Genomic DNA, 18,623 nt, shown 5'->3' with positions numbered 1-18,623 from the left:
CTCCTCCGCTCATGCGGTCCTGATGGGAGCCACGACGGCCACCGGCTACGAACTTCGGGTGCCGCAGGGAGCTTCCGGGGTGGTCGTCACGGCGCTGAACACGACGTCCGGCCCGTGCCGGCGACTGATGGTCCCGGACCTGACCGCCCAGGCCGCCCTCGCCGCCGTGGCCGGACTGGCCGCCGCAGCCGGCGTGGCCGGCCCGGGGAGCCCGGCGGCCGCCGTGGCCGGACTGGCCGCCGCAGCCGCCTCGGCCGAGCCGAGGAGCCCGGCGCGGGCCCGATCGGTGCCGCGGCCGCGACACGCACCCCTCGCCGCAGCGGCGGGACCGGCTCCGGCGGCCGGACCCGCACCGGCGGGCGAGGGTGGTGCGCCGCCGTCCGTATCCACCGCACCCACCGCCGCACCCACGGGATCGGCGCCGTCGGCACTCGGTCTGCGGTACCTGCCTCGAGTGGCCTGGGGTGCCGACGAGTCGCTGCGACTCAACCCCGCCACGGGCCAGCCCTGGCCAACGACCTACCACCCGGGCCAGGTGATCACTGTGCACCACACCGTGACGCCGAACGACGATCCGGACCCGGCCGCGACCGTGCGGGCGATCTACCACTTCCACACCGTGGAACGCGGCTGGGCGGACATCGGTTACCACTTCCTCATCGACGAGGCGGGCAGCCTGTACGAAGGACGCTGGTCCGGGACCGACGGGGTTCCCGGACATCGTCCGGACGGCCAGGTGGTCACCGGCGCGCACGTCGGCGGATTCAACGCCGGCAACGTCGGAGTCGCGCTGCTCGGCGACCACCGGAACCGCGCCCCGACGGCAGCCGCGCGTCGCTCGCTCGCGTTGGTGCTGCTGGCGCTCTGCGGTGCCCACAGCCTGAACCCCGTCGGCAGTGTCGACTACCTCAATCCGGTCGGCGGCGCCCGACGCCGGGTGTCGGCGATCAGCGGGCATCGTGACTGGATGGCGACCGAGTGCCCCGGGGCGGTCCTGTACTCGACGTTGGACAGCGTCCGCCTGGAGGTCGCTCGAGCGCTCCTGTGAGCCGACCCCGTCCGGAGTGTCGGGTCCGGAGCGCGTCGGGTCCGGAGAGTCGGGTCCGGAGCGGGCCGCACGACCCAGGCCGCACGACCCAGGCCGCACGACCCAGGCCGGTCGGCCCAGGCCGGTGGGGTCATGCGGCCGGTCGAGGGGTCAGGAACGCCATCCGGCGTAGACGGCGAACCGGCCGTTCTTGACGATGCAGTCGACCGGATCGAAGCCGGCCTCGGTCAGCCAGGCGAGCTGGTCGGCGAGCGGCGCGCAGCGGTCGAAGGCCATCCGTCCCAGGGCGGCCTGCCATTCGGCGTCGTCCGACCCGGCCGCCCGCGCGTGCCGCTCGTGCATCTCCTCGTACCGCCGGGTCAGGGCCGGGGTCGGCCCGTCGACCTGCTCCAGGTTCGCGAAGACACCGCCCGGACGCAGTGCAGTGTGCACCCGCCCGAACAGGTCCCGCTTGCCGGGATCGTCGAGATGGTGGATGGCGAGCGCGGAGACGACGGCGTCGAAGGGCCCGGACGGCAGCGCTGCGGAGAGGTCGGCCATGGTGACGGCCTCGACGTTCTCGGCGGCCAGCCGGGCCCGCGCCTTGGCGAGCATGGGGGCGGCACCGTCGAACAGGTGCAGGCGTACCTCCGGCACCGCGGCGACCACGGCGGAGGCCAGCAGTCCGGTGCCCGCGCCGAGGTCGAGCACCCTCGGCCGGGTCCTGCCCAGCTGGGCCACCAGGTCGCCGACCGCCCCGTACAGCAGATCGAACGAGGGGACGAGGCGGTGGCGCTCCGCGTCGTAGGTGGCAGGATCCCAGATGGGTATCTCGGAATATGAGATTGCTGTCTCACTCATTGGACAAGCGTACGACTTGACCCGACCCGCCCGCAGCAGGTTTTCCGCGGGCACCGTGCCTGCCCTCACCGGCCCCGGCGCACGCGCCGGTGCCGGCGGGCGAGGGCCGCCCGGTGCTCAGAACAGGAGGCTGATGCCCGTTCGCCGGCCGCTCTTGGCCAGGCGGGCGTACGCGGCCGCTCCCTCGGCGGCCGGATAGGTCTCCACCTCGCGGATCGTGACCTCCCCTCGCGCAATCGCGTCCATGATCGTGGCGAGCGCCCGACCGTCCGCGTGCACGTTCAGTGCATGGGTCCTCACTCCGACCCGCGGCGACGGGGTCGAGGGCGGGGTGAGCCCGACGAAGGCCCCGCCGGGCCGGATGAGATCGATGATCGACTCGCCGAGCAGGGCGGCGTCGATGATGCCGTCCACCCCGTCGGGAAGCGCCGCACGCAGAGTGGCGGCAGACTCCTCGGTGCGGCCGACGAAGATCTCCGCGCCCAGCTGACGGACCGCCTGCTCGTCCTCGGGTCCGGCGAGCGCCGCGACGCGGGCGCCGGTGCCGGCGGCGAACTGGACGGCGAAGCCACCCACGGCCCCCGCCGCCCCGGTGACGAGGACGGTGGCACCCGCGGCCAGGTGCAGCTCCGCTACAGCCTGGTGCGCCGTGAGTGCGTTGAGTGGGACGGTCGAAGCCAGTGTGGAAGCCACGGCGTCCGGGCGGGCGGCAAGGTGGTCGGCCGGAAGCACGACCTGCTCGGCATGGGCCCCGCTCCGTGCGCCGATCCAGTCGATGAGGGCGACGACCGCCGTACCTACCGGCCATTCCGTCACCCCTGCACCGAGCGCGTCGACGACACCGGCGAGCTCCCATCCGGCCACCACCTGGGGTGGCTGCTGGGTGGCAAGTGCGGCGAAGCCGCCTGCGCGGATGAAGGGGTCGACCGGGTTCACTCCTGCGGCCTCGACCCGGACCCGGACCTCCCCCGGGCCGGGCTCCGGCGTTGCCAACTCCGTCAGGATCAGCGGGCTGGTCTCGCCATAGGCCGGGATCGTGAGCGCTCGCATCGGTTGTCCTCCGCTTCCGGTGCCGCGGCGGGTGCCGCGGCGGTGGTCCGAACGCTACGGGGGTGAGTATCTTCTAGGTAGTAGTTACCCAAGAGTTCCCTAGTATCCTGGAGGAAGCTTCGTGACTACCCGGACGGCCGCGCAGCGGCGGGCCGAGGCGAAGGTGGCCTATGACGCCTTCATGGCGGCCTGCCCGTCACGCAAGGTGTTCGAGATGCTCAGCGACAAGTGGGTCGGCCTGGTGCTGGCCGCGGTTTCGGCGGGACCGCGCCGCTACGGCGAGCTGAAGGCGGAGATCGCCGGGGTCAGCCCGAAGATGCTCACCCAGACCCTGCGGACGTTGGAGCGCAGCGGGCTGGTCGACCGGACGGTCACCGCGTCGGTTCCGGTGCGGGTCGACTACGAGCTGACGCCGCTGGGCCGTGACCTCTATCCCCTGATCACGCCCCTCAAGGCCTGGGCCGAGGCGAACGTGGACGCGATCCGCGCGGCAGAGCAGGCCTACGACCTGCGTACCTTCGCGCGGGAGCCGACGGGTGCGTCGGCCGCCACGGGTGCGTCGGCCGTAATCGGGGTGACGGCGGCGATGGGGGTGACGGCGGCTCGGCAGTGACGGCCGGGGCGGCGGGTCCAGGCCGGCGCCTCCCACCGCGCCGCCCGGTCGGCGGGTTCGGCCCGCGCGGCCGGGCGGCGCGATGTGCGGACGGTGCGCTCAGCGCACTTCGGTGAGCGTGCCCTTCTCGACCGAGTAGACGAACCCGCGGACCGAGTCCTTGTGCGGGATGAAGGGGCTGGCCGTGATGCGGGCGATCGACTGCCGGACGTCGTCGTCCAGGCTCGTGAAGGTCTCGACGGCCCACGGCGGGCGAATGCCCGTCTCGGCGGTGATCTGAGCCTTGAACGCCTCGTCGGTGAAAGTGAGCATGCCGCAGTCGGTGTGGTGGATGAGGATGATCTCTCGGGTTCCCAGCAGCCGCTGACTGATGGCGAGAGACCTGATCTCGTCGTCGGTGACCGCCCCACCCGCATTGCGGATCACGTGGGCGTCACCCTCGGTCAGGCCCAGCACCCCGTAGACGTTCAGTCGGGCGTCCATGCACGCCACGACCGCAACCTTCAGCTTCGGGGGCAGTGGCAGCTCTCCGGCGGTGAAGTCGCGGGCGTACTGGACGGCGTTACCGAGTAGGTCGTCGGTGACGGTCATCTCGTTGCTCCAGACGGAGTTCGGGCGGCCTGCCGCATGGCATGCGACAGCCGCGACGGGGGCGGGCGAGATTGCGTGGAGCACGTGTCCGGGCCCGAGGCGTCGACGCGTGCCGGGGGTCGGCGCGTCGGCGGCCGGGTGACGACGGGAATCGCGGCGGCGGGAACAGGGCCGTGGACGCTCACCCGTCGCAGTGGACCGTTCCCCTGCGCATGTGCTCTGCACCGTCCCGGTGGATCCACGCTGCGTGAAGGTCAGCTCCGCGCGAAGGTCAACTCGGCGGAAAAGGTGGCTCTGCGCGGAGTGCGGCCCAGCGCGGAGGTCCGCGCGAAAGGCCCCGTGAACGCGGCGCGCCCGCCGGCGGGACAGATGGCAGAGGAGACGAGCAGCAGGTCGATGTGCCGTCTGTGCACCAGCGGAGGCGGCGTCGGCATCTACGAACCGAAACACGGGGGAGACCGCTCCGCCAACCGTGAGGATCAGTGACGCATGTCACATCTCTATGGCGAAGCTGAACAAACTCGCCGGTCCTGACCTCCGAGTGGTCGGCGGCGAGTCAACTCGCGGTCGGTCGCGGCGTCAGGCGCCGAGATGTTCCGTCAGGAATCGTTCGATCCGGACCCAGGCATCGGCGGCGGCGAGGGGCTCTGGACCGATACCGGCAGCTCGCAGCACCGGGTGCAGGACGCGCGGGCCGCTTGGAGTGCCGTCCGGCCGGGCGCTGAGGAACGCGTGCCCGGCCGTCGGGTACTCCTTGACGTCGTGTGGAACGCCGGCCCGGCCCAACGCCGCGGAGAGGCGGCCGGCGGCCCCGCGCAGGGTGCGGTCCCGGCCGCCGTAGCTCGCCACCACCGGGCACGCCGCCCGCAACGAGGCATCGAGCTCACGGGGCAGTGGACCGTAGTTGACCGCCGCGACCTCGAAGCCTCGGCCCGCGCTGAGCAGGGCGAGGCCGCCGCCGAGGCAGAAGCCGATCACGCCCACCCGTCCGTTGCACGCCGGCAGGGCGGTCAGCCACCGTCGCGCCGCCTCGATGTCGTCGAACGCCCGCCCGCGCCCGGAGGACATCGCCCGCACCGTGGCCACCAGGCAGCGCCGGGCGCCGCCCGCGCTGAACAGGTCCGGGGCGAGGGCAAGATATCCGAGGCCAGCAAGGCGGTCGGCGATCGCGCGGATGGTCTCGTCCAGACCCCACGCCTCGTGCAGCACGATCACGCCGGGACGCGGGAGACCCCTGGCCGACGGCCCGTCACCGGGGGGCGGGGTCGGGCCGACGGCGGTCGGTCGGGCCAGGTATGCGCTGAGGCCCGGGGAGATATCCAGAACGTCAGCGAATCCGGACAAATTGACCGTGGTCACGATGCCCACCCCTCATCCGCCGGTCGCGCGGGCGACACGGTCGCGCGCTGCGCGGCGCGCGTGGAGTCCGTCGTCCCGGCCCGGCCGTCGCGGCGGAAGCGCATCGCCCGGCGAGCGCCTGCTTGAACATGCTGTGCTGCACGTCACAGTATGTGCTCTTGACCGAGGAAAGCCGACCTACTCAGAGTGAAAAGGGTGCGCACCTCGCTGTTGTTGACGTGCCGCCGCTGCATCGATTTTGGACGCGCCGAATCCAGCCGCTGTCGTTGATGCGGGGGTAACCGGCGTTCCGCCGTGACCGGGATCCGTCCGTGCGGGTGGCCGGGATCCTCGGCACCCCGCCGGGGCCCAGCGACGGCGTCCGAGGCCCCATGACCGCCGCGATAGTTCTGCGCCTGCAGCTCGAAAGCCCTGCGCCCGCCGTTCGCCAGCCGGTTTCGATCGTCGAGGAGTGCCCGTTGCGTCTCGTGCAGGATTGCGCCCGATGACCCCCCGCCCGCCGCTGCACCTCGCCCTCGCGCTGGACGGGGCTGGCTGGCATCCGGCCGCCTGGCGGGAGCCGCGCGCGCGGACCGCGGAGCTGCTGGATGCCCGGTACTGGACCGATCTGGTCCAGGAGGCCGAGCGTGGCCTGCTCGACTTCGTCACGATCGAGGACTCCCTCGGCCTGCAGTCGGACCGGTTCGACGGTCCGGACGCCCGGACCGATCGGGTTCGCGGCCGCCTCGACGCCGTGCTCATCGCGGCTCGTGTCGCTCCTCTGACCTCTCGGATCGGCCTTGTCCCCTCGATCGTTGCCGGGCACACCGAGCCCTTCCACATCTCCAAGGCGATCGCGACGCTGGACTACGTCAGCTCCGGGCGGGGCGGGGTCCGGGTGCGGGCCGGTACCGGCGGGGCCGAGGCCGCCCTGTTCGGCCGGCGAGCGATTCCCGGGATCGCGCTGACGGAGCTGGAGCGGCCCGAGGTCGTCGAGCTGATCACCGAGCTGTTCGACGAGGCGGCCGACTATGTCGAGGTCGTGCGCCGGCTGTGGGACAGCTGGGAGGACGACGCCGAGATCCGGGATGTCGCCACCGGTCGGTTCGTCGACCGGGACAAGCTGCACTACATCGACTTCGAGGGACGCTGGTTCAGCGTGCGCGGGCCCTCGATCGTGCCCCGCCCGCCGCAGGGCCAGCCGCCGGTGACCGTCCTCGGCCACGCCACGGTGCCCTACCGGCTCGGAGCGCGCCAGGGCGACGTCGTCTACGTGACGCCTCGCGACGCCGACGACGCCCGCCGGATCGTCGAGGAGATCCGGGCCGAGCAGGACGCGGCCGGCCGGGGCGACGAGACCGTGCACGTGTTCGCCGATCTGGTCGTCCACCTCGCCGACTCGGCGGCGCAGGCCGCCGACAACCGTGCCCGGCTCGACGAGTGGGCCGGCGCACCCCAGGGCAGCGATGCGCTCATCGTCGCCGGTACCCCCGCCGAACTCGCCGATCTCCTGCTCGACTGGCAGCCGGCCGGCCTGTCGGGCTTCCGGCTGCGTCCGGCGGCCATCCCGCACGACCTGGAAGGCATCACCCGGGGGCTCGTCGGCGAGCTCCAGTCCCGTGGGGCGTTCCGCACCGCCTACGAGGCCGCCACGCTGCGGGGCCTGCTCGGCCTGCCCCGACCCGCCAACCGCTACGCCGCGGCCGCCGCCAGCACCCCCACCGCCGCCGTCTAGCCCGACGCAGCCGTCCAGCCCGCCGCCGTCCAGTTCGCCGCCGGCAGAGCCGGCAGCCGGCAGCCCTGCACACACCAGCGGAGGACCTCCATGAGCAGGCCGACCAAGCAGATCCACCTGGCGGCGCACTTCCCCGGGGTGAACAACACGACGGTGTGGAGCGACCCCGCGGCGGGCAGCCAGATCGAGTTCAGCTCGTTCGCCCACCTCGCCCGAGCGGCCGAGCGCGCCAAGTTCGACTTCTTCTTTCTGGCCGAGGGCCTGCGCCTGCGCGAACAGAACGGCCGCATCCACGACCTGGACGTCGTCGGGCGGCCCGACACGTTCACCGTGCTGGCCGCGATCGCGGCGGTCACCGACCGTCTGGGGCTCGCCGGCACCATCAACTCCACCTTCAACGAGCCTTACGAGGTCGCCCGGCAGTTCGCCAGCCTCGACCACCTCTCCGCGGGGCGGGCCGCGTGGAACGTCGTCACGTCCTGGGACGCCTTCACCGGGGAGAACTTCCGCCGCGGCGGCTACCTCGCAGAGCAGGATCGCTACGAGCGGGCCCGACGCTTCCTGCACACGGCCTGGGAGCTGTTCGACTCCTGGCGCGGCGACGAGATCGTCGCGGACAAGGACACCGGGCAGTTCCTGCGTGAGCCACGGCCGGGAACGTTCGCCCACCACGACGACTTCTTCGACATCAGCGGACAGTTCAACGTCCCGCGCAGCCCGCAGGGCCGACCGGTGATCTTCCAGGCCGGCGACTCCGAGGCCGGCCGGGAGTTCGCCGCCTCCTCGGCGGATGCGATCTTCAGTCGGCACAGCACGTTCGAGGATGGCCAGGCGTTCTACGCCGACATCAAGGGCCGGCTCGCCAAGTTCGGCCGTCGGCCCGAGCAGTTGGTGGTCCTGCCGGCGGCGACGTTCGTCCTCGGCGACACCGACGCCGAGGCGCGCGAGCGGGCCGAGTTGATCCGCCACCAGCAGGTCAGCGGGGCGACGGCGATCCTGTTCGCCGAGCAGTTGTGGAACCGCGACCTGTCGGCCTACGACCCGGACGGGCCGGTCCCCGACGTCGACCCGCTGCCCGGGGAGAACACGATCTCCAAGGGGCGCGCCAGCGTGCGGATGTTCGACGACCGGCTGGCCACGGCGCGTCGCTGGCGCGAGCTGGGCGAGGCGAAGAAGCTGTCGCTGCGCGAGGTGGTCATCGAGGTCACCGGGCGGCAGTCCTTCATCGGCTCGGCGGCCACGGTCGCCGAAACCATCAATCACTTCGTCCAGGAGGACGCCAGCGACGGCTTCATCCTCGTCCCGCACATCGTCCCGGGCGGCCTGGACGAGTTCGCCGACCAGGTCGTGCCGCTGCTGCAGGAGCGAGGCGTCTTCCGCTCCGAGTACACCGGCACGACCCTGCGCGAGCATCTCGGCCTGGAGCTGCCCGGCTGAGCCGGCGAGGGGCGGTGAAAGCACCGGCTCCGGTGAAGCCGTTCCGGTCGGGCCGGCACCCACCCGCGCCGGCACCCACCCGCGCCGGCACCCACCCGCGCCGGCACCCACCCGCGCCAGCCCCGGGCCGGGCCGGCCCCGGGCCCGGATCGGATCAGCCGGCGAGTACGCGCAGCCCGCCCGCGGCGAGCGCTGGCACGGCCTGGCCGACAAGGTCGAAACCCTCACCGACGGTGTTGCCGGCGAGATGCCGGGCGTGGATGCCCTCGGCGATCACCACCAGCTTGAAGTAGCCGAGCGCCAGGTAGAAGTCCATGTTCACGATGTCACGGCCGGACTCCCGCGCGTAGATCTCGATCATCTCGTCCCCGCCGGGCATCCGGTCGCTGGCCGCGGCCGCCGAGCCGCCGAGGACGGGATCGAAGTCCGGGTCGCGGTAGACGACGGTGAGCCCCAGGTCGGCCAGCGGGTCGCCGAGGGTCGCCATCTCCCAGTCCAGCAGGGCCCGCACGGCACCGATGTCGTCCGGGTCCAACACGAAGTTGTCGATGCGGGCGTCGCCGTGCACGATCGACGCGTCACTCTCCGCCGGTACCGCGGCGTCCAGCCGGGCGTGCAGCGCGTCGAGGTCGGGCAGCGACCGGGTCCGCACCCGCTCCCACTGACCCCACCAGCGGTCGACCTGACGGCGCAGGTAGCCCGCGGGCCGGCCGAACCGCTCCAGCCCGACGGCGCGGTAGTCCACGGCGTGCAGCCGGGCAAGGGTGCGCAGCAGGTTCTCGGCACAGCGGCGCACGTCGGCGTCGGAGTAGGGGGCCAGGTCCGCCCGGCTGCGCAGGACCACCCCGTCGACCAGGGAGACCATCGCGAACGGCACCCCAAGCACGGCGAGGTCGTCGCAGTAGGCGACCGCCTCGGCCACGGGGATCGGGGTCTCACGCAGCGCGGCCACCACCCGGTACTCGCGTTGCATGTCGTGCGCCGAGGGCGTCAGGTTGCCCAACGGGGGCCGGCGCAACGCCCAGTGCGCGGCGTCATCCCACACGCGGTAGGTCAGGTTCGACCGGCCGCCGCTGAGCAGAGTGGCGCGCAGCGGCCCGGCTCGGCCGGGGACGGTGGCATCGAGGAAGGCGGACAGCGCGGCCAGGTCCAGGCCTGGCGGGGAGACCAGCCCCTCCTGCCCGGCGCCGGCGCCGGCGTCGGTCGGTGTGGCGGCCGTGACCGGCCCGGGGACGGCGGCGGGCGGCGGGTCGAGCGGGGTCATGATGCCGACTCCAGGGCGCCGGTCGCCTTCAGCCGCTCCTTGACCGCGCGCCGGGCGAGCGCCCAGCGGTGGGTCTCCGACGCTCCGTCGTAGATGCGGAAGGCGCGGACCTCGTTGAGGTAGCGGCCCAGCAGCAGCTCGCCGGAGACGCCGGCGGCGCCACAGAGCTGGATGGCCCGGTCGACCACCCGCCAGACCGCCTCGGCGACGAACGTCTTGGTCATCGCGGTGGACTGCGCCGCGCGCTGTCCCTGGTCGAGCTCCCAGCAGGCCTGCAGGATGAGGCTGCGGGAGGCGGCGATGTCGATCTCCGAGTCGGCAATCATCTGCTGCGCCATGCCGAGCTCGGTGAGCTTGGAGCCGAACAGCCGGCGCTCGGCGATCCGGTCGATGGCGATGTCCTGGGCGCGGCGGGCGATGCCGAGCCAGCGCATGCAGTGCGTCATCCGGGCCGGGCCGAGGCGCACCTGTGCGTAGGCGAAGCCCTGGTCGAGCTCGCCGAGGATCGCCGAGTCCGGCACCACGCAGTTGTCGAAGATCACCTCGCAGTGGCCGCCGATCATGGCCTGGTCGAGGGTGTCGATGTGCCGGACGACCTTCAGCCCGGGATTGTCGGCGTCGACGAGGAACATGGTGGCGCCACCGACAGTGCCGACCGTGCCGGAGGTCCGGGCGAAGCAGATCGCGTAGGCCGCGCCGTCCGCGCCGGTGGAGAACCACTTGTGGCCGTCGATGCGCCAGCCGTCGTCGACCCGGACGGCGGTCGTCGACAGCGCCGCCGGATCCGAGCCGGCCCCGGGCGCCGGCTCCGTCATCGCGAAGAACGACCGGACCTCGCCGCTGGCGAGCGGACGCAGATACCGCTCCTTCTGCTCGTCGGTCGCGATGATCTCGAGCATGTGCATGTTGCCCTCGTCGGGCGCGGAGAGGTTCAGCGCCAGCGGCCCGAACAGGGAGTAGCCGGCGGCCTCGAACACGGGCGCCCGCGCCGTCATGCCGAGCCCGAGGCCGCCGTACTCCTGGGAGACGTGCGGGGCGAACAGCCCGGCGTCGCGGGCCGCCGCCTGCAGCCGCGCGCGCAGCGCCTCTCCACCGGCGGAGACCACGCCGGCGTACCGCTCCTCCTCCGGGATCACGACGTCGCGGACGAAGGCAGCCGTGCGTTCGACGAGGTCGACGACCTCTGGCGGCTGTGAAAAGTCAATGGCCATGCGATCTCCCGCCTCGGTGCGAGCGCCGGCCCCCGCGGGGGCGGGTCGGCTGGAAGGGCTAATGCTCAGTAGCCTTGATAGCAGGGGTGGCGGCGATCCGCCAGCGTTGAGAGAAAATCCTCCCTGCTACCATGCACATGGTGCGGGGAGTCGTCCGCATGCGCGCGGCTACCGTTTCCTAGCCGCGACGAGTGTCGTGGGCGGGGATGCATGAGTGGATCGGACCGAGCGGTGCTGGCGCGACCGCAGCTCACCCCGCGCGGGCGGGCGATCCGCGACGCGGCGCTGAAGCTGTTCGCCGAACGCGGCTACGAGGCGACCACCACGACCGAGATCGGCGCGGCGGTCGGCATCCGGGGTCCGAGCCTGTACAAGCACGTGAGCTCCAAGCAGGACCTGCTCGCCGCGATCATGCTGGACGCGATGGACACCCTGCACGACGTCCACGCCCTCGCCGTCGCCGGTGTCGACGACGTCGCGGACCGGCTGCGTCGCGCCGTGGAGGCCCACGTGCGTTTCCACACCCGCCACCGCCTGGAGGCCTTCGTCGGCAACCGGGAGATCCGCAGTCTCGACGAGGCCAACCGGGCGGTGGTCGTCGCCCGGCGCAGCAGCTACGAGCGGCTCATCCGAGGGCTGATCGAGGAGGGTGTCGCCGCCTCCCGATTCCACGTGGCCTCGGTCAAGCTCGCCTCCTACGCTCTGCTCGACCTCGGGATGGGTGTCGCCGCCTGGTACCGCGAGGACGGCGACCTGAGCGAGGACGAGATCGTCTACACCTACGGTCGGTTCGCGCTCACCCTCGTCGGCGTGGCCGGCTGACCGCCACGACGCGGGGGCGACCGCGGCGCTCGACCAGCGACGCGTCAGCCGCCCGCCGATCCGTCTGGACCGCCCGTTCCGGCGAGGTGGTGGGACCCGCCGGCATGCAGGCCGGCGCGCAGCTCGTGCTTGCGGACCTTGCCCGCCGCGGTCCGCGGCAGATCGGTGACGAGCACGAGTCGTTCCGGGGTCTTCTGTCTCGCGGCGCCGGCGGCGGCGAAGTGCGCCCGCACCTCGTCAAGGTCGAGGACCGATCCCGGCCGCGGCAGGACGAAGACGCAGACGCGCTCGCCGGTGCGGTCGTCCGGTTCGGCCACGGCGGCCGCCTCCGCCACGGCCGGGTGGGTCATGAGCAGGTCCTCGACCTCCTTGGAGGAGACGTTCTCCCCGTTGCGGACGATGATGTCCTTGATGCGATCCGTGATCGTCAGGTAGCCGTTGCCGTCGACCCGGCCGATGTCGCCGGTGCGCAGCCAGCCGTCGGCGGTGAACGCGGTCGCGTTGAGCGCCGGATCGCGGTAGCCGGCGAACTGCTCCGGGCCGCGCGTGACGATCTCGCCCTCCTCGCCGGGGCCGAGGTCGTGGCCGGCGGGGTCGAGGATGCGTACCTCGCTGCCCGGCATCACCCGGCCGTCCGTGGCGGCCCGCCGGTCGAGCGGGTCGGCCGCGCTGCCCGAGCTGATCGTCGGATGTTCGCTGGAACCGTAGGCGCGGTAGGCGCTGACGCCGGCACGATCGGCTCGCTCGACGAGCGTGGGAGACACGCTCGCCCCGCCGACGAGGAAGTCGCGCAGCGGGCCGAGGCCGCGGCCGTCGCGCTGTGCCGCATCGAGTAGCGCGCTCAGGTGAAACGGCACCCCCGCGGACGCGGTCACGCCGTGCGCGTGGACGAGTTCGATCGCCTCCGCCGCGTCGAACCGTTCGAGGAAGACGGTCGGCAGCCCGTCGACGAGGGTTCGTAGCAGCACGCTCAGCCCGGCGATGTGGCCGGGCGGGAAGAGGTCGAGGTAGCCGAAGTCGGGTTGGCCCGCGCGCAGGCTGCGCATCGAGGCGACCTCCGCGGCGACGGAGCGGTGGGTGTGGGTGACACCCTTGGGTGCCGCAGTCGTCCCCGAGGTGTAGACGAGCACGGCGACCTCGTCGAGCGGGCGGGCGCACGGCGTCAGCGGCGGGGCCAGTTCGAGCTCCTGCCAGGGCACGGCGTCGGCCGGTGGCGTGCCGCTGTCGGTGCTGTCGGTGCTGTCGGTGACGGTGACGATGTGGCGCAGTGCCGGCAGCCCGCCTGGTGCCCCGCGCAGGTTGGCGATCTCCGCCGCCCGCGCTGCGGGCAGGATGATCGCGCTCGCACCCGACTGTCGCAGGATGAAGGCGACCTCGCGGATCCCGTAGATGGGCACGATCGGTAGCAGCACCGCCCCCCGTAGCAGCACCGCGGCGTGCGCGATCGCGCTCTCCACGCGGCTGGTCAGCTGGAGCGCGACGACGTCCGCCGGGCCGATCCCGCGCGCGGCGAGGCCGCCGGCGACCCGCGCGGCCCGCTCGTACAGCGTGGCCAGATCCGTGGTGAGGGTGTCAACCGGACTGCGGAAGACCAGCCGGGTACCCGGCTGGTCCGCCGCGCCCTGGTGCAGCAGCGCGGCGAGCGAAAGCGGCGCAGTCTCGGGCACTGGCCGGACCGGCGGGTGGGCAGGTCCCGCGTTCTCCAGGTTCACCGGCGCTCCTAGGGTCGGCAGGAGTATGGCGGCCGCCACACCGAGGAAGATATACCTAGTTCACTAGGAGTGGGTGGCTGTCGCGGGAGCAGCTCGGCGTCGTGGTGTGGCGCGCGGCCTGCGCCGGCCCGATGCCCATGATCCGGTGACCGGATCCGTGGAGTCGGGGCTCCGGGCGGCTGGCACTTGCCTGCGGTTCTTTCAGGTATCTAAAGTAACCATGTCAACTGAGTCGCCATCGATGCCATCGAGTTCCGTGTCATCGAGTCCGGCGACGGCACGCGGTCCGAGCAGCAGGCGACCGGCTGCGCGGCGCAACCCATGCGGAGGCAGGACGACATGGCAAAGATCTGGGCGAACTCCGGCGACTCACACTTCCTGGAGCCCGACGACCTGTGGCGGTCGAACCTGCCGCCGCGACTGGCCGAGCTCGTGCCGAGGGCGGTGAAGGACCCCGACGGCACCTACGAGACCGTCTACGTCGACGGCCAGTCCTTCCGGCGCAAGCTGCCGAACGTGCAGGCCCAGGAGTTCCTCGACGAGAGCAGCCGGGCGCCCGGCGCGCGGGATGCGACCCTGCGCCTGGCCGACCTCGACACCGAGGGCGTCTGGGGCGAGCTGGTGTTCCCGTCGCTGGGCCTGTGGAGCTCCTCGTTCCGCACCCCTGAGGTGCTGCGCGAGGCACTGCGGGTCAGCAACGACTGGGCGATTGAAGCGATCATGAAGGTCTCGCCGCGGCTGGTCCCGACCGCGCAGGTCTCCACGCTGCAGGTCGACGACGCGGTGGCCGAGCTGGAGCGCACCGCCGAGCTCGGCTACCGCGCGGTGTTCCTGCCGACCACCCCGCACCCGCTGGCCGACGACTGGAACCGTGACTCCTGGGAGCCGTTCTGGGCGGCGGCGGAGGCGGCGAACATGGTGCTCGCCTTCCACGTCGGCACCGATCCGATCGACATCGGCAGCCAGCAGGTCGGCGTCGTCTACCGCGGCCCCGGCGGCGCGGTGCTGAACTACACCGAGACCACGTTCTCCGGCCAGCGGGCCGCGATGAAGCTCGTCGCCTCGGGCGCGCTCGACCGGCACCCGGATCTGCGGATCCTCGTCGCCGAGGGCGGCGCGACCTGGGTGCCCTTCCTGGCCGATCGGATGACCGAGGGCTACCGCCAGCACCACATGGCGGTGCGGCCCAAGCTGAAGCGCAGCCCCAAGGAGATCCTCTACTCCCAGGTCTACGCCTCCTTCCAGCACGACGCCTCCGCGGTCGCCGCGCTGACCGGCATGGGCTACCGCAACGTCATGTGGGGCAGCGACTACCCGCACATGGAGGGCACGTTCGGCCACACCCAGGAGACGCTGCACGGGCTGTTCGACGGCGTGTCGGACGACGTCCGCAAGCGGATCACCATCGACACCTTCCTCGAGCTGTTCCCGGGTGTCGGTGAGCCGGCCGTGGCAGCGGCCGCGTGAGCGCATCGGGTCCGTTCGACACGGCGATCGTCGGTGTCGGCGCCACGCCGTACTACCGGCGCGGGGGCTCCGCCCCGCAGACCATCACCGAGCTCGCCGGCAAGGCGATCCTCGCCGCGTGCGAGGACGCCGGCCTGTCGGTCAGGGACATCGACGGCTTCGCCTACTACTCGGGGGCGGGCGCCGGCTACGGCCAGTCGATGGACACCGCCACGTTCATGGAGACCCTCGGCATCCCCGAGGTGACCTTCTCCGCCGCCCTCACCTCGGGGGGCGGCGGGTCGGCGGGGTCGATCGGCCTGGCCCGCGCGGCGATCCTCGCCGGGGACGCCACCGTCGTCGTCACCGTGATGGCGCTGCAGCAGGTCAAGCAGCGTCTCGGCACCGTCTTCGGCGCGGTCGCGCCGAGTCCGGAGAACTCCTTCCTGCAGCCGTCGGGCCTGGTCGGCCCGGGGCATCTGATGTCCGTGCTGGCGCGTCGGCACATGCACGACTACGGCACCCGGCGGGAGGCGTTCGCCGAGATCGCCCTGTCCAGCCGGGAGAACGCGCTCACCCGGCCCAAGGCGATCATGCGCACCCCGCTGACGCTGGACGACTACTTCAACGCCCGGATGATCGCCGATCCGCTGTGCCTGTTCGACTTCTGCCTGGAGACCGAGGGCGCCGTCGCGGTCCTCACGACCAGCGCGGAGCGGGCGAGGGACCTGCGGCGCACGCCCGTCGGCGTGGTCGCGGCGGCGCACGGCGGCGTGCGCGAGTGGGGCCGGGCGTTCGCCTGGTACGGGATGCCCGGCGAGTACTTCGCCTCCTCCGGGCACGCCCCGATCGCCCGGCGGCTCTACGACCGGGCCGGGATCACCCCCGACGACATCGACGTGGCGTTGATCTACGACCACTTCACCCCCATGGTCCTCATGCAGTTGGAGGACTACGGCTTCTGCAAGAAGGGGGAGGGCGGCCCGTTCGTCGAGTCCGGCGCGATCCGCTACAAGGGCGGCTCGATTCCGGTCAACACGCACGGCGGCCAGCTTTCCGAGGCCTACATCATCGGCATGACGCACATCGTGGAAGGCGTCGAACAGATCCGCGGCACCGCCGTGAACCAGGTGCCGGACGCGAAGCTCGCGCTGGTCACCGGCGGCCCGGCCGCCCTGCCGGTCAGCGGCCTGATCCTGGGACAGATCGCATGAGCACCCTGACGACGACCCTGCCGCCCGCCGGCATCCAGATCACCACCGACTCGGCGACCGAGCCGTTCTGGCAGGCGGCGAAGGAGAACCGGCTCGTCGCGCCGAAGTGCGCCGACTGCGGGACCTTCCGGCTGCCGCCCTCGCCGTTCTGCCCGACCTGCCAGTCACAGAACGTCGACTGGGTGACCCTGTCCGGACGGGCGACGGTGTACAGCTTCAGCATCGTCAACGGCGTGCCCGGCCAGCCGGGACTGACCCTGGCCGCCGCCGTCGTGGACCTGCCCGACGCACCGGGGGCGCGGTTGGTCAGCAACGTCGTCGACGCCGATCCGGACGCGGTCCGGATTGGGACGCCGCTCACCGTCGACTTCGTCGAGATCGCCGACGGCTGGAAACTGCCGGTGTTCCGGGTCGACTCCGCCGCCGAGGACGCGACCCTCTCAGGTACCTGAAAGTATTATGTCGCCTACGTCACGCGTGGGAGGGGGGCGCATGGAACGGGTGGCCGCGGTGAGTACCGCGTCGGCGGTCGCCCATGTGCTGCGCGAGGAGATTCTCAGCCGCCAGGATGGTGATCTCTACCTGGGGCAGGAGGACGAGCTGCTGGCCCGGTTCGGGGTCAGCCGGCCGTCGCTGCGCCAGGCCGTGCGGCTGCTACAGGCCGAGGGGATCCTGACCGTCCGCCGCGGCCACCACGGCGGGCTGTACGGGCAGCGGCCCGACGCGGCCGGTGTCGCCCACGTGGCCTCGGTGTTCCTGCGCACCCGGCGGGCCTCCCTCGCCGACATCAGCGCCACCTACACCCTGATCACCACGGAGTGTGCCCGGCTGGCCGCCCTCAACCCGGACGGGGTCGAGCGCCGTCGGCTGCTGACCTTCGTCGAGCAGGCCGTCGGCGGCAACCAGCGTGACCATGCCCGGGCCCGGGTGCAGTGGGGGATCCTGCTCGCCGAGCTCGCGCGCAGTCCCACGCTGCAGTTGTTCGAGGACGTGCTCGGCTCGTTGTCGCGGTACCCGACCTCGCGGCCCCTCCTGCTGGACCCGGACAGCATCGCGCTGGCCTGCGAGCAGTGGCGGCAGGTCGCCGAGGCGGTCCGCGACGGTGACGCCGACACCGCCGCGGCGCTGTCCCGCGCGCACGGCGACGCGCGGGTCCGCTACATCCGCGACCTCCCCGAGGACCTCCTCGGCTGGTAGGGCTCCGGCGCCATCCGTGGTGGTCCGCGCCGAGGCGGCGGGCGCTCGCTCAGGCGGCCGGACGCTCGCTCAGGCGGCGACGGAGCTCATGAGACGTACCGCCGACTCGGCGTAACGGGCGCGGCGCCGGTCGCCGACCATGAAGGCCGGGCTGGACAGGAACGCGAGGTCGGGCAGCGCCTTGCGGGCCGCCAGGCGCTGGGCGGCCTCCTCGAGGTCGCCGCACACGGCGATCGCGTCAAGCATCTCGTCGCTGACGGCCGCGGCCATTCCCGGGATGTCCCCGGAGCGGAACGCGGTGCGGATCGCGGCCACCTCGTCGCCCCAGCCGTGCAGCTCGACGAGGGTGTCGTAGGTCTTCACCGTCAGGTAGAAGGCGATCTGGAGCCGGGCGTCGCGCCGTCCCCGCTCCGGGTCCTCCTCGTCGACGGCGGTGATGAGCCAGCCCCAGCGGCGCAGCGACTCCGGGTCCCGCCCGGCCGCGGTGGCGCCCTCGTGCAGGTTCGGACGGATCGTCTCCGTCCACCACCGGTCGGTGAAGATGCCGTGCCCGAGGACGCCGTCCGCGGTCCGCCCGGCGGCAGCCACCATCCGACGGTTGAACGAGCCGAGCAGGATCGGCACGTCGAGCCGGCCGAGGACGGGGGCGCGGATGTCGGCGTGGATCGGGTAGAACTCGCCGTCGTGCACCACGGGCCGACCGTTCTCCGCGGTCAGGTAGGCGCGGATCGCCCCGACGAGGTCCTCCATCCGCCGCACCGGCTCGCTGGCCGCGGTCGCGAACCACTCGGTGTTCATCCGGTAGGTGCCGGACCCGAGGCCGAGGAAGATCCGTCCGGGGGCACGCGCGGACAGATGTCGCAGCGCCGAGGCATGGACGAAGGGTGAGCGGGCGAACGCGTAGGCGATGCCCGGCCCGACCAGGGCCCGTCGGGTGGCGGCGACCATCTCGCCCGTCGCCAGGTAGGAGTTCGTGTCGGCGAACTCGCCGGCGCAGAAGGCGGTGGCTCCGGCCTGTTCGGCCAGCTCCGCGACCTGCGGGCCCGGCCAGGGAAGTCCCCACTGCACGTGTCGCCACCTCCGCCTCGGGAGCCCGGCGCCCCGG

Annotated in this window: 17 protein-coding genes; 9 read left to right on the top strand and 8 right to left on the bottom strand. The window is 72.4% G+C overall.

From position 1 onward, the window contains the following. Positions 1–22 precede the first annotated feature (22 nt). A complete protein-coding gene (locus FRAAL_RS21345) occupies positions 23–1,048 on the top strand; it encodes a peptidoglycan recognition protein family protein (protein WP_011606007.1) in 1,026 nt (341 codons plus the stop codon). Between the two features lie 150 nt (positions 1,049–1,198). Here FRAAL_RS21345 and FRAAL_RS21340 read toward each other — a convergent pair whose 3' ends face one another. Both FRAAL_RS21340 and FRAAL_RS21335 read right to left on the bottom strand, forming a co-directional pair. Then, a complete protein-coding gene (locus FRAAL_RS21340) occupies positions 1,199–1,888 on the bottom strand; it encodes a class I SAM-dependent methyltransferase (protein ID WP_011606006.1) in 690 nt (229 codons plus the stop codon). Between the two features lie 117 nt (positions 1,889–2,005). Beyond that, the gene (locus FRAAL_RS21335) at positions 2,006–2,938 is read right to left on the bottom strand and encodes an NADP-dependent oxidoreductase (RefSeq protein WP_011606005.1); all 933 of its coding nucleotides are present in this window, start codon (positions 2,936–2,938) and stop codon (positions 2,006–2,008) included. Positions 2,939–3,059: 121 nt separating this feature from the next. Between FRAAL_RS21335 and FRAAL_RS21330 the strand changes: the two genes are divergently transcribed. Further along, complete coding sequence (locus FRAAL_RS21330; RefSeq protein WP_011606004.1) at positions 3,060–3,551, top strand: winged helix-turn-helix transcriptional regulator; 492 nt, start codon at positions 3,060–3,062, stop codon at positions 3,549–3,551. A gap of 99 nt (positions 3,552–3,650) precedes the next feature. On the opposite strand, the gene FRAAL_RS21325 is transcribed toward FRAAL_RS21330, so the two are convergent. Both FRAAL_RS21325 and FRAAL_RS21320 read right to left on the bottom strand, forming a co-directional pair. After that, a complete protein-coding gene (locus FRAAL_RS21325; protein WP_011606003.1) occupies positions 3,651–4,142 on the bottom strand; it encodes a beta-class carbonic anhydrase in 492 nt (163 codons plus the stop codon). Between the two features lie 579 nt (positions 4,143–4,721). Then, complete coding sequence (locus FRAAL_RS21320; RefSeq protein ID WP_041940836.1) at positions 4,722–5,501, bottom strand: dienelactone hydrolase family protein; 780 nt, start codon at positions 5,499–5,501, stop codon at positions 4,722–4,724. 484 nt (positions 5,502–5,985) lie between these two features. Here FRAAL_RS21320 and FRAAL_RS21315 point away from each other — a divergent pair, with 484 nt between their 5' ends. Together FRAAL_RS21315 and FRAAL_RS21310 are read left to right on the top strand one after the other, a co-directional pair. Beyond that, the gene (locus tag FRAAL_RS21315; RefSeq protein WP_050997207.1) at positions 5,986–7,215 is read left to right on the top strand and encodes an LLM class flavin-dependent oxidoreductase; all 1,230 of its coding nucleotides are present in this window, start codon (positions 5,986–5,988) and stop codon (positions 7,213–7,215) included. A gap of 90 nt (positions 7,216–7,305) precedes the next feature. Beyond that, positions 7,306–8,652: an NtaA/DmoA family FMN-dependent monooxygenase gene (locus FRAAL_RS21310; RefSeq protein ID WP_011605998.1), complete on the top strand. Its 1,347-nt coding sequence runs from the start codon at positions 7,306–7,308 to the stop codon at positions 8,650–8,652. Positions 8,653–8,806: 154 nt separating this feature from the next. On the opposite strand, the gene FRAAL_RS21305 is transcribed toward FRAAL_RS21310, so the two are convergent. Both FRAAL_RS21305 and FRAAL_RS21300 read right to left on the bottom strand, forming a co-directional pair. After that, on the bottom strand, positions 8,807–9,916 hold the full coding sequence (locus FRAAL_RS21305) for a phosphotransferase family protein (RefSeq protein ID WP_011605997.1): 1,110 nt from the start codon (positions 9,914–9,916) through the stop codon (positions 8,807–8,809). After that, positions 9,913–11,127, bottom strand: coding sequence for an acyl-CoA dehydrogenase family protein (locus FRAAL_RS21300; protein WP_011605996.1), 1,215 nt, complete (start codon positions 11,125–11,127; stop codon positions 9,913–9,915). The genes FRAAL_RS21305 and FRAAL_RS21300 overlap by 4 nt, the downstream gene beginning before the upstream one ends. Before the next feature lie 210 nt (positions 11,128–11,337). Between FRAAL_RS21300 and FRAAL_RS21295 the strand changes: the two genes are divergently transcribed. Next, complete coding sequence (locus FRAAL_RS21295; RefSeq protein ID WP_011605995.1) at positions 11,338–11,949, top strand: TetR/AcrR family transcriptional regulator; 612 nt, start codon at positions 11,338–11,340, stop codon at positions 11,947–11,949. A gap of 44 nt (positions 11,950–11,993) precedes the next feature. Here the strand turns inward: FRAAL_RS21295 and FRAAL_RS21290 are convergent, their stop codons facing one another. Continuing rightward, positions 11,994–13,616 (bottom strand): class I adenylate-forming enzyme family protein, encoded by a 1,623-nt coding sequence (locus tag FRAAL_RS21290; protein ID WP_231861156.1) that lies wholly within the window; start codon positions 13,614–13,616, stop codon positions 11,994–11,996. A 384-nt stretch (positions 13,617–14,000) separates the two neighbouring features. Here FRAAL_RS21290 and FRAAL_RS21285 point away from each other — a divergent pair, with 384 nt between their 5' ends. From FRAAL_RS21285 to FRAAL_RS21270, 4 genes are read left to right on the top strand one after another with little or no spacing between them, the layout of a single operon-like run. Then, positions 14,001–15,128, top strand: a complete 1,128-nt coding sequence (locus FRAAL_RS21285) for an amidohydrolase family protein (protein ID WP_041939585.1) — start codon at positions 14,001–14,003, stop codon at positions 15,126–15,128. Continuing rightward, positions 15,125–16,321, top strand: a complete 1,197-nt coding sequence (locus FRAAL_RS21280) for a thiolase C-terminal domain-containing protein (RefSeq protein WP_011605992.1) — start codon at positions 15,125–15,127, stop codon at positions 16,319–16,321. The genes FRAAL_RS21285 and FRAAL_RS21280 overlap by 4 nt, the downstream gene beginning before the upstream one ends. Continuing rightward, positions 16,318–16,773, top strand: a complete 456-nt coding sequence (locus tag FRAAL_RS21275; RefSeq protein ID WP_011605991.1) for a Zn-ribbon domain-containing OB-fold protein — start codon at positions 16,318–16,320, stop codon at positions 16,771–16,773. Before FRAAL_RS21280 ends, FRAAL_RS21275 begins: the two co-directional genes overlap by 4 nt. Before the next feature lie 40 nt (positions 16,774–16,813). Next, positions 16,814–17,518 (top strand): FadR/GntR family transcriptional regulator, encoded by a 705-nt coding sequence (locus FRAAL_RS21270; RefSeq protein ID WP_041939584.1) that lies wholly within the window; start codon positions 16,814–16,816, stop codon positions 17,516–17,518. Positions 17,519–17,587: 69 nt separating this feature from the next. On the opposite strand, the gene FRAAL_RS21265 is transcribed toward FRAAL_RS21270, so the two are convergent. Next, the gene (locus tag FRAAL_RS21265; RefSeq protein WP_011605989.1) at positions 17,588–18,586 is read right to left on the bottom strand and encodes an LLM class flavin-dependent oxidoreductase; all 999 of its coding nucleotides are present in this window, start codon (positions 18,584–18,586) and stop codon (positions 17,588–17,590) included. Positions 18,587–18,623 lie beyond the last annotated feature (37 nt).

The sequence above is a fragment of the Frankia alni ACN14a genome (assembly GCF_000058485.1).
Lineage (GTDB): Bacteria > Actinomycetota > Actinomycetes > Frankiales > Frankiaceae > Frankia > Frankia alni.
This window is presented reverse-complemented; position numbering and strand designations above follow the sequence as displayed.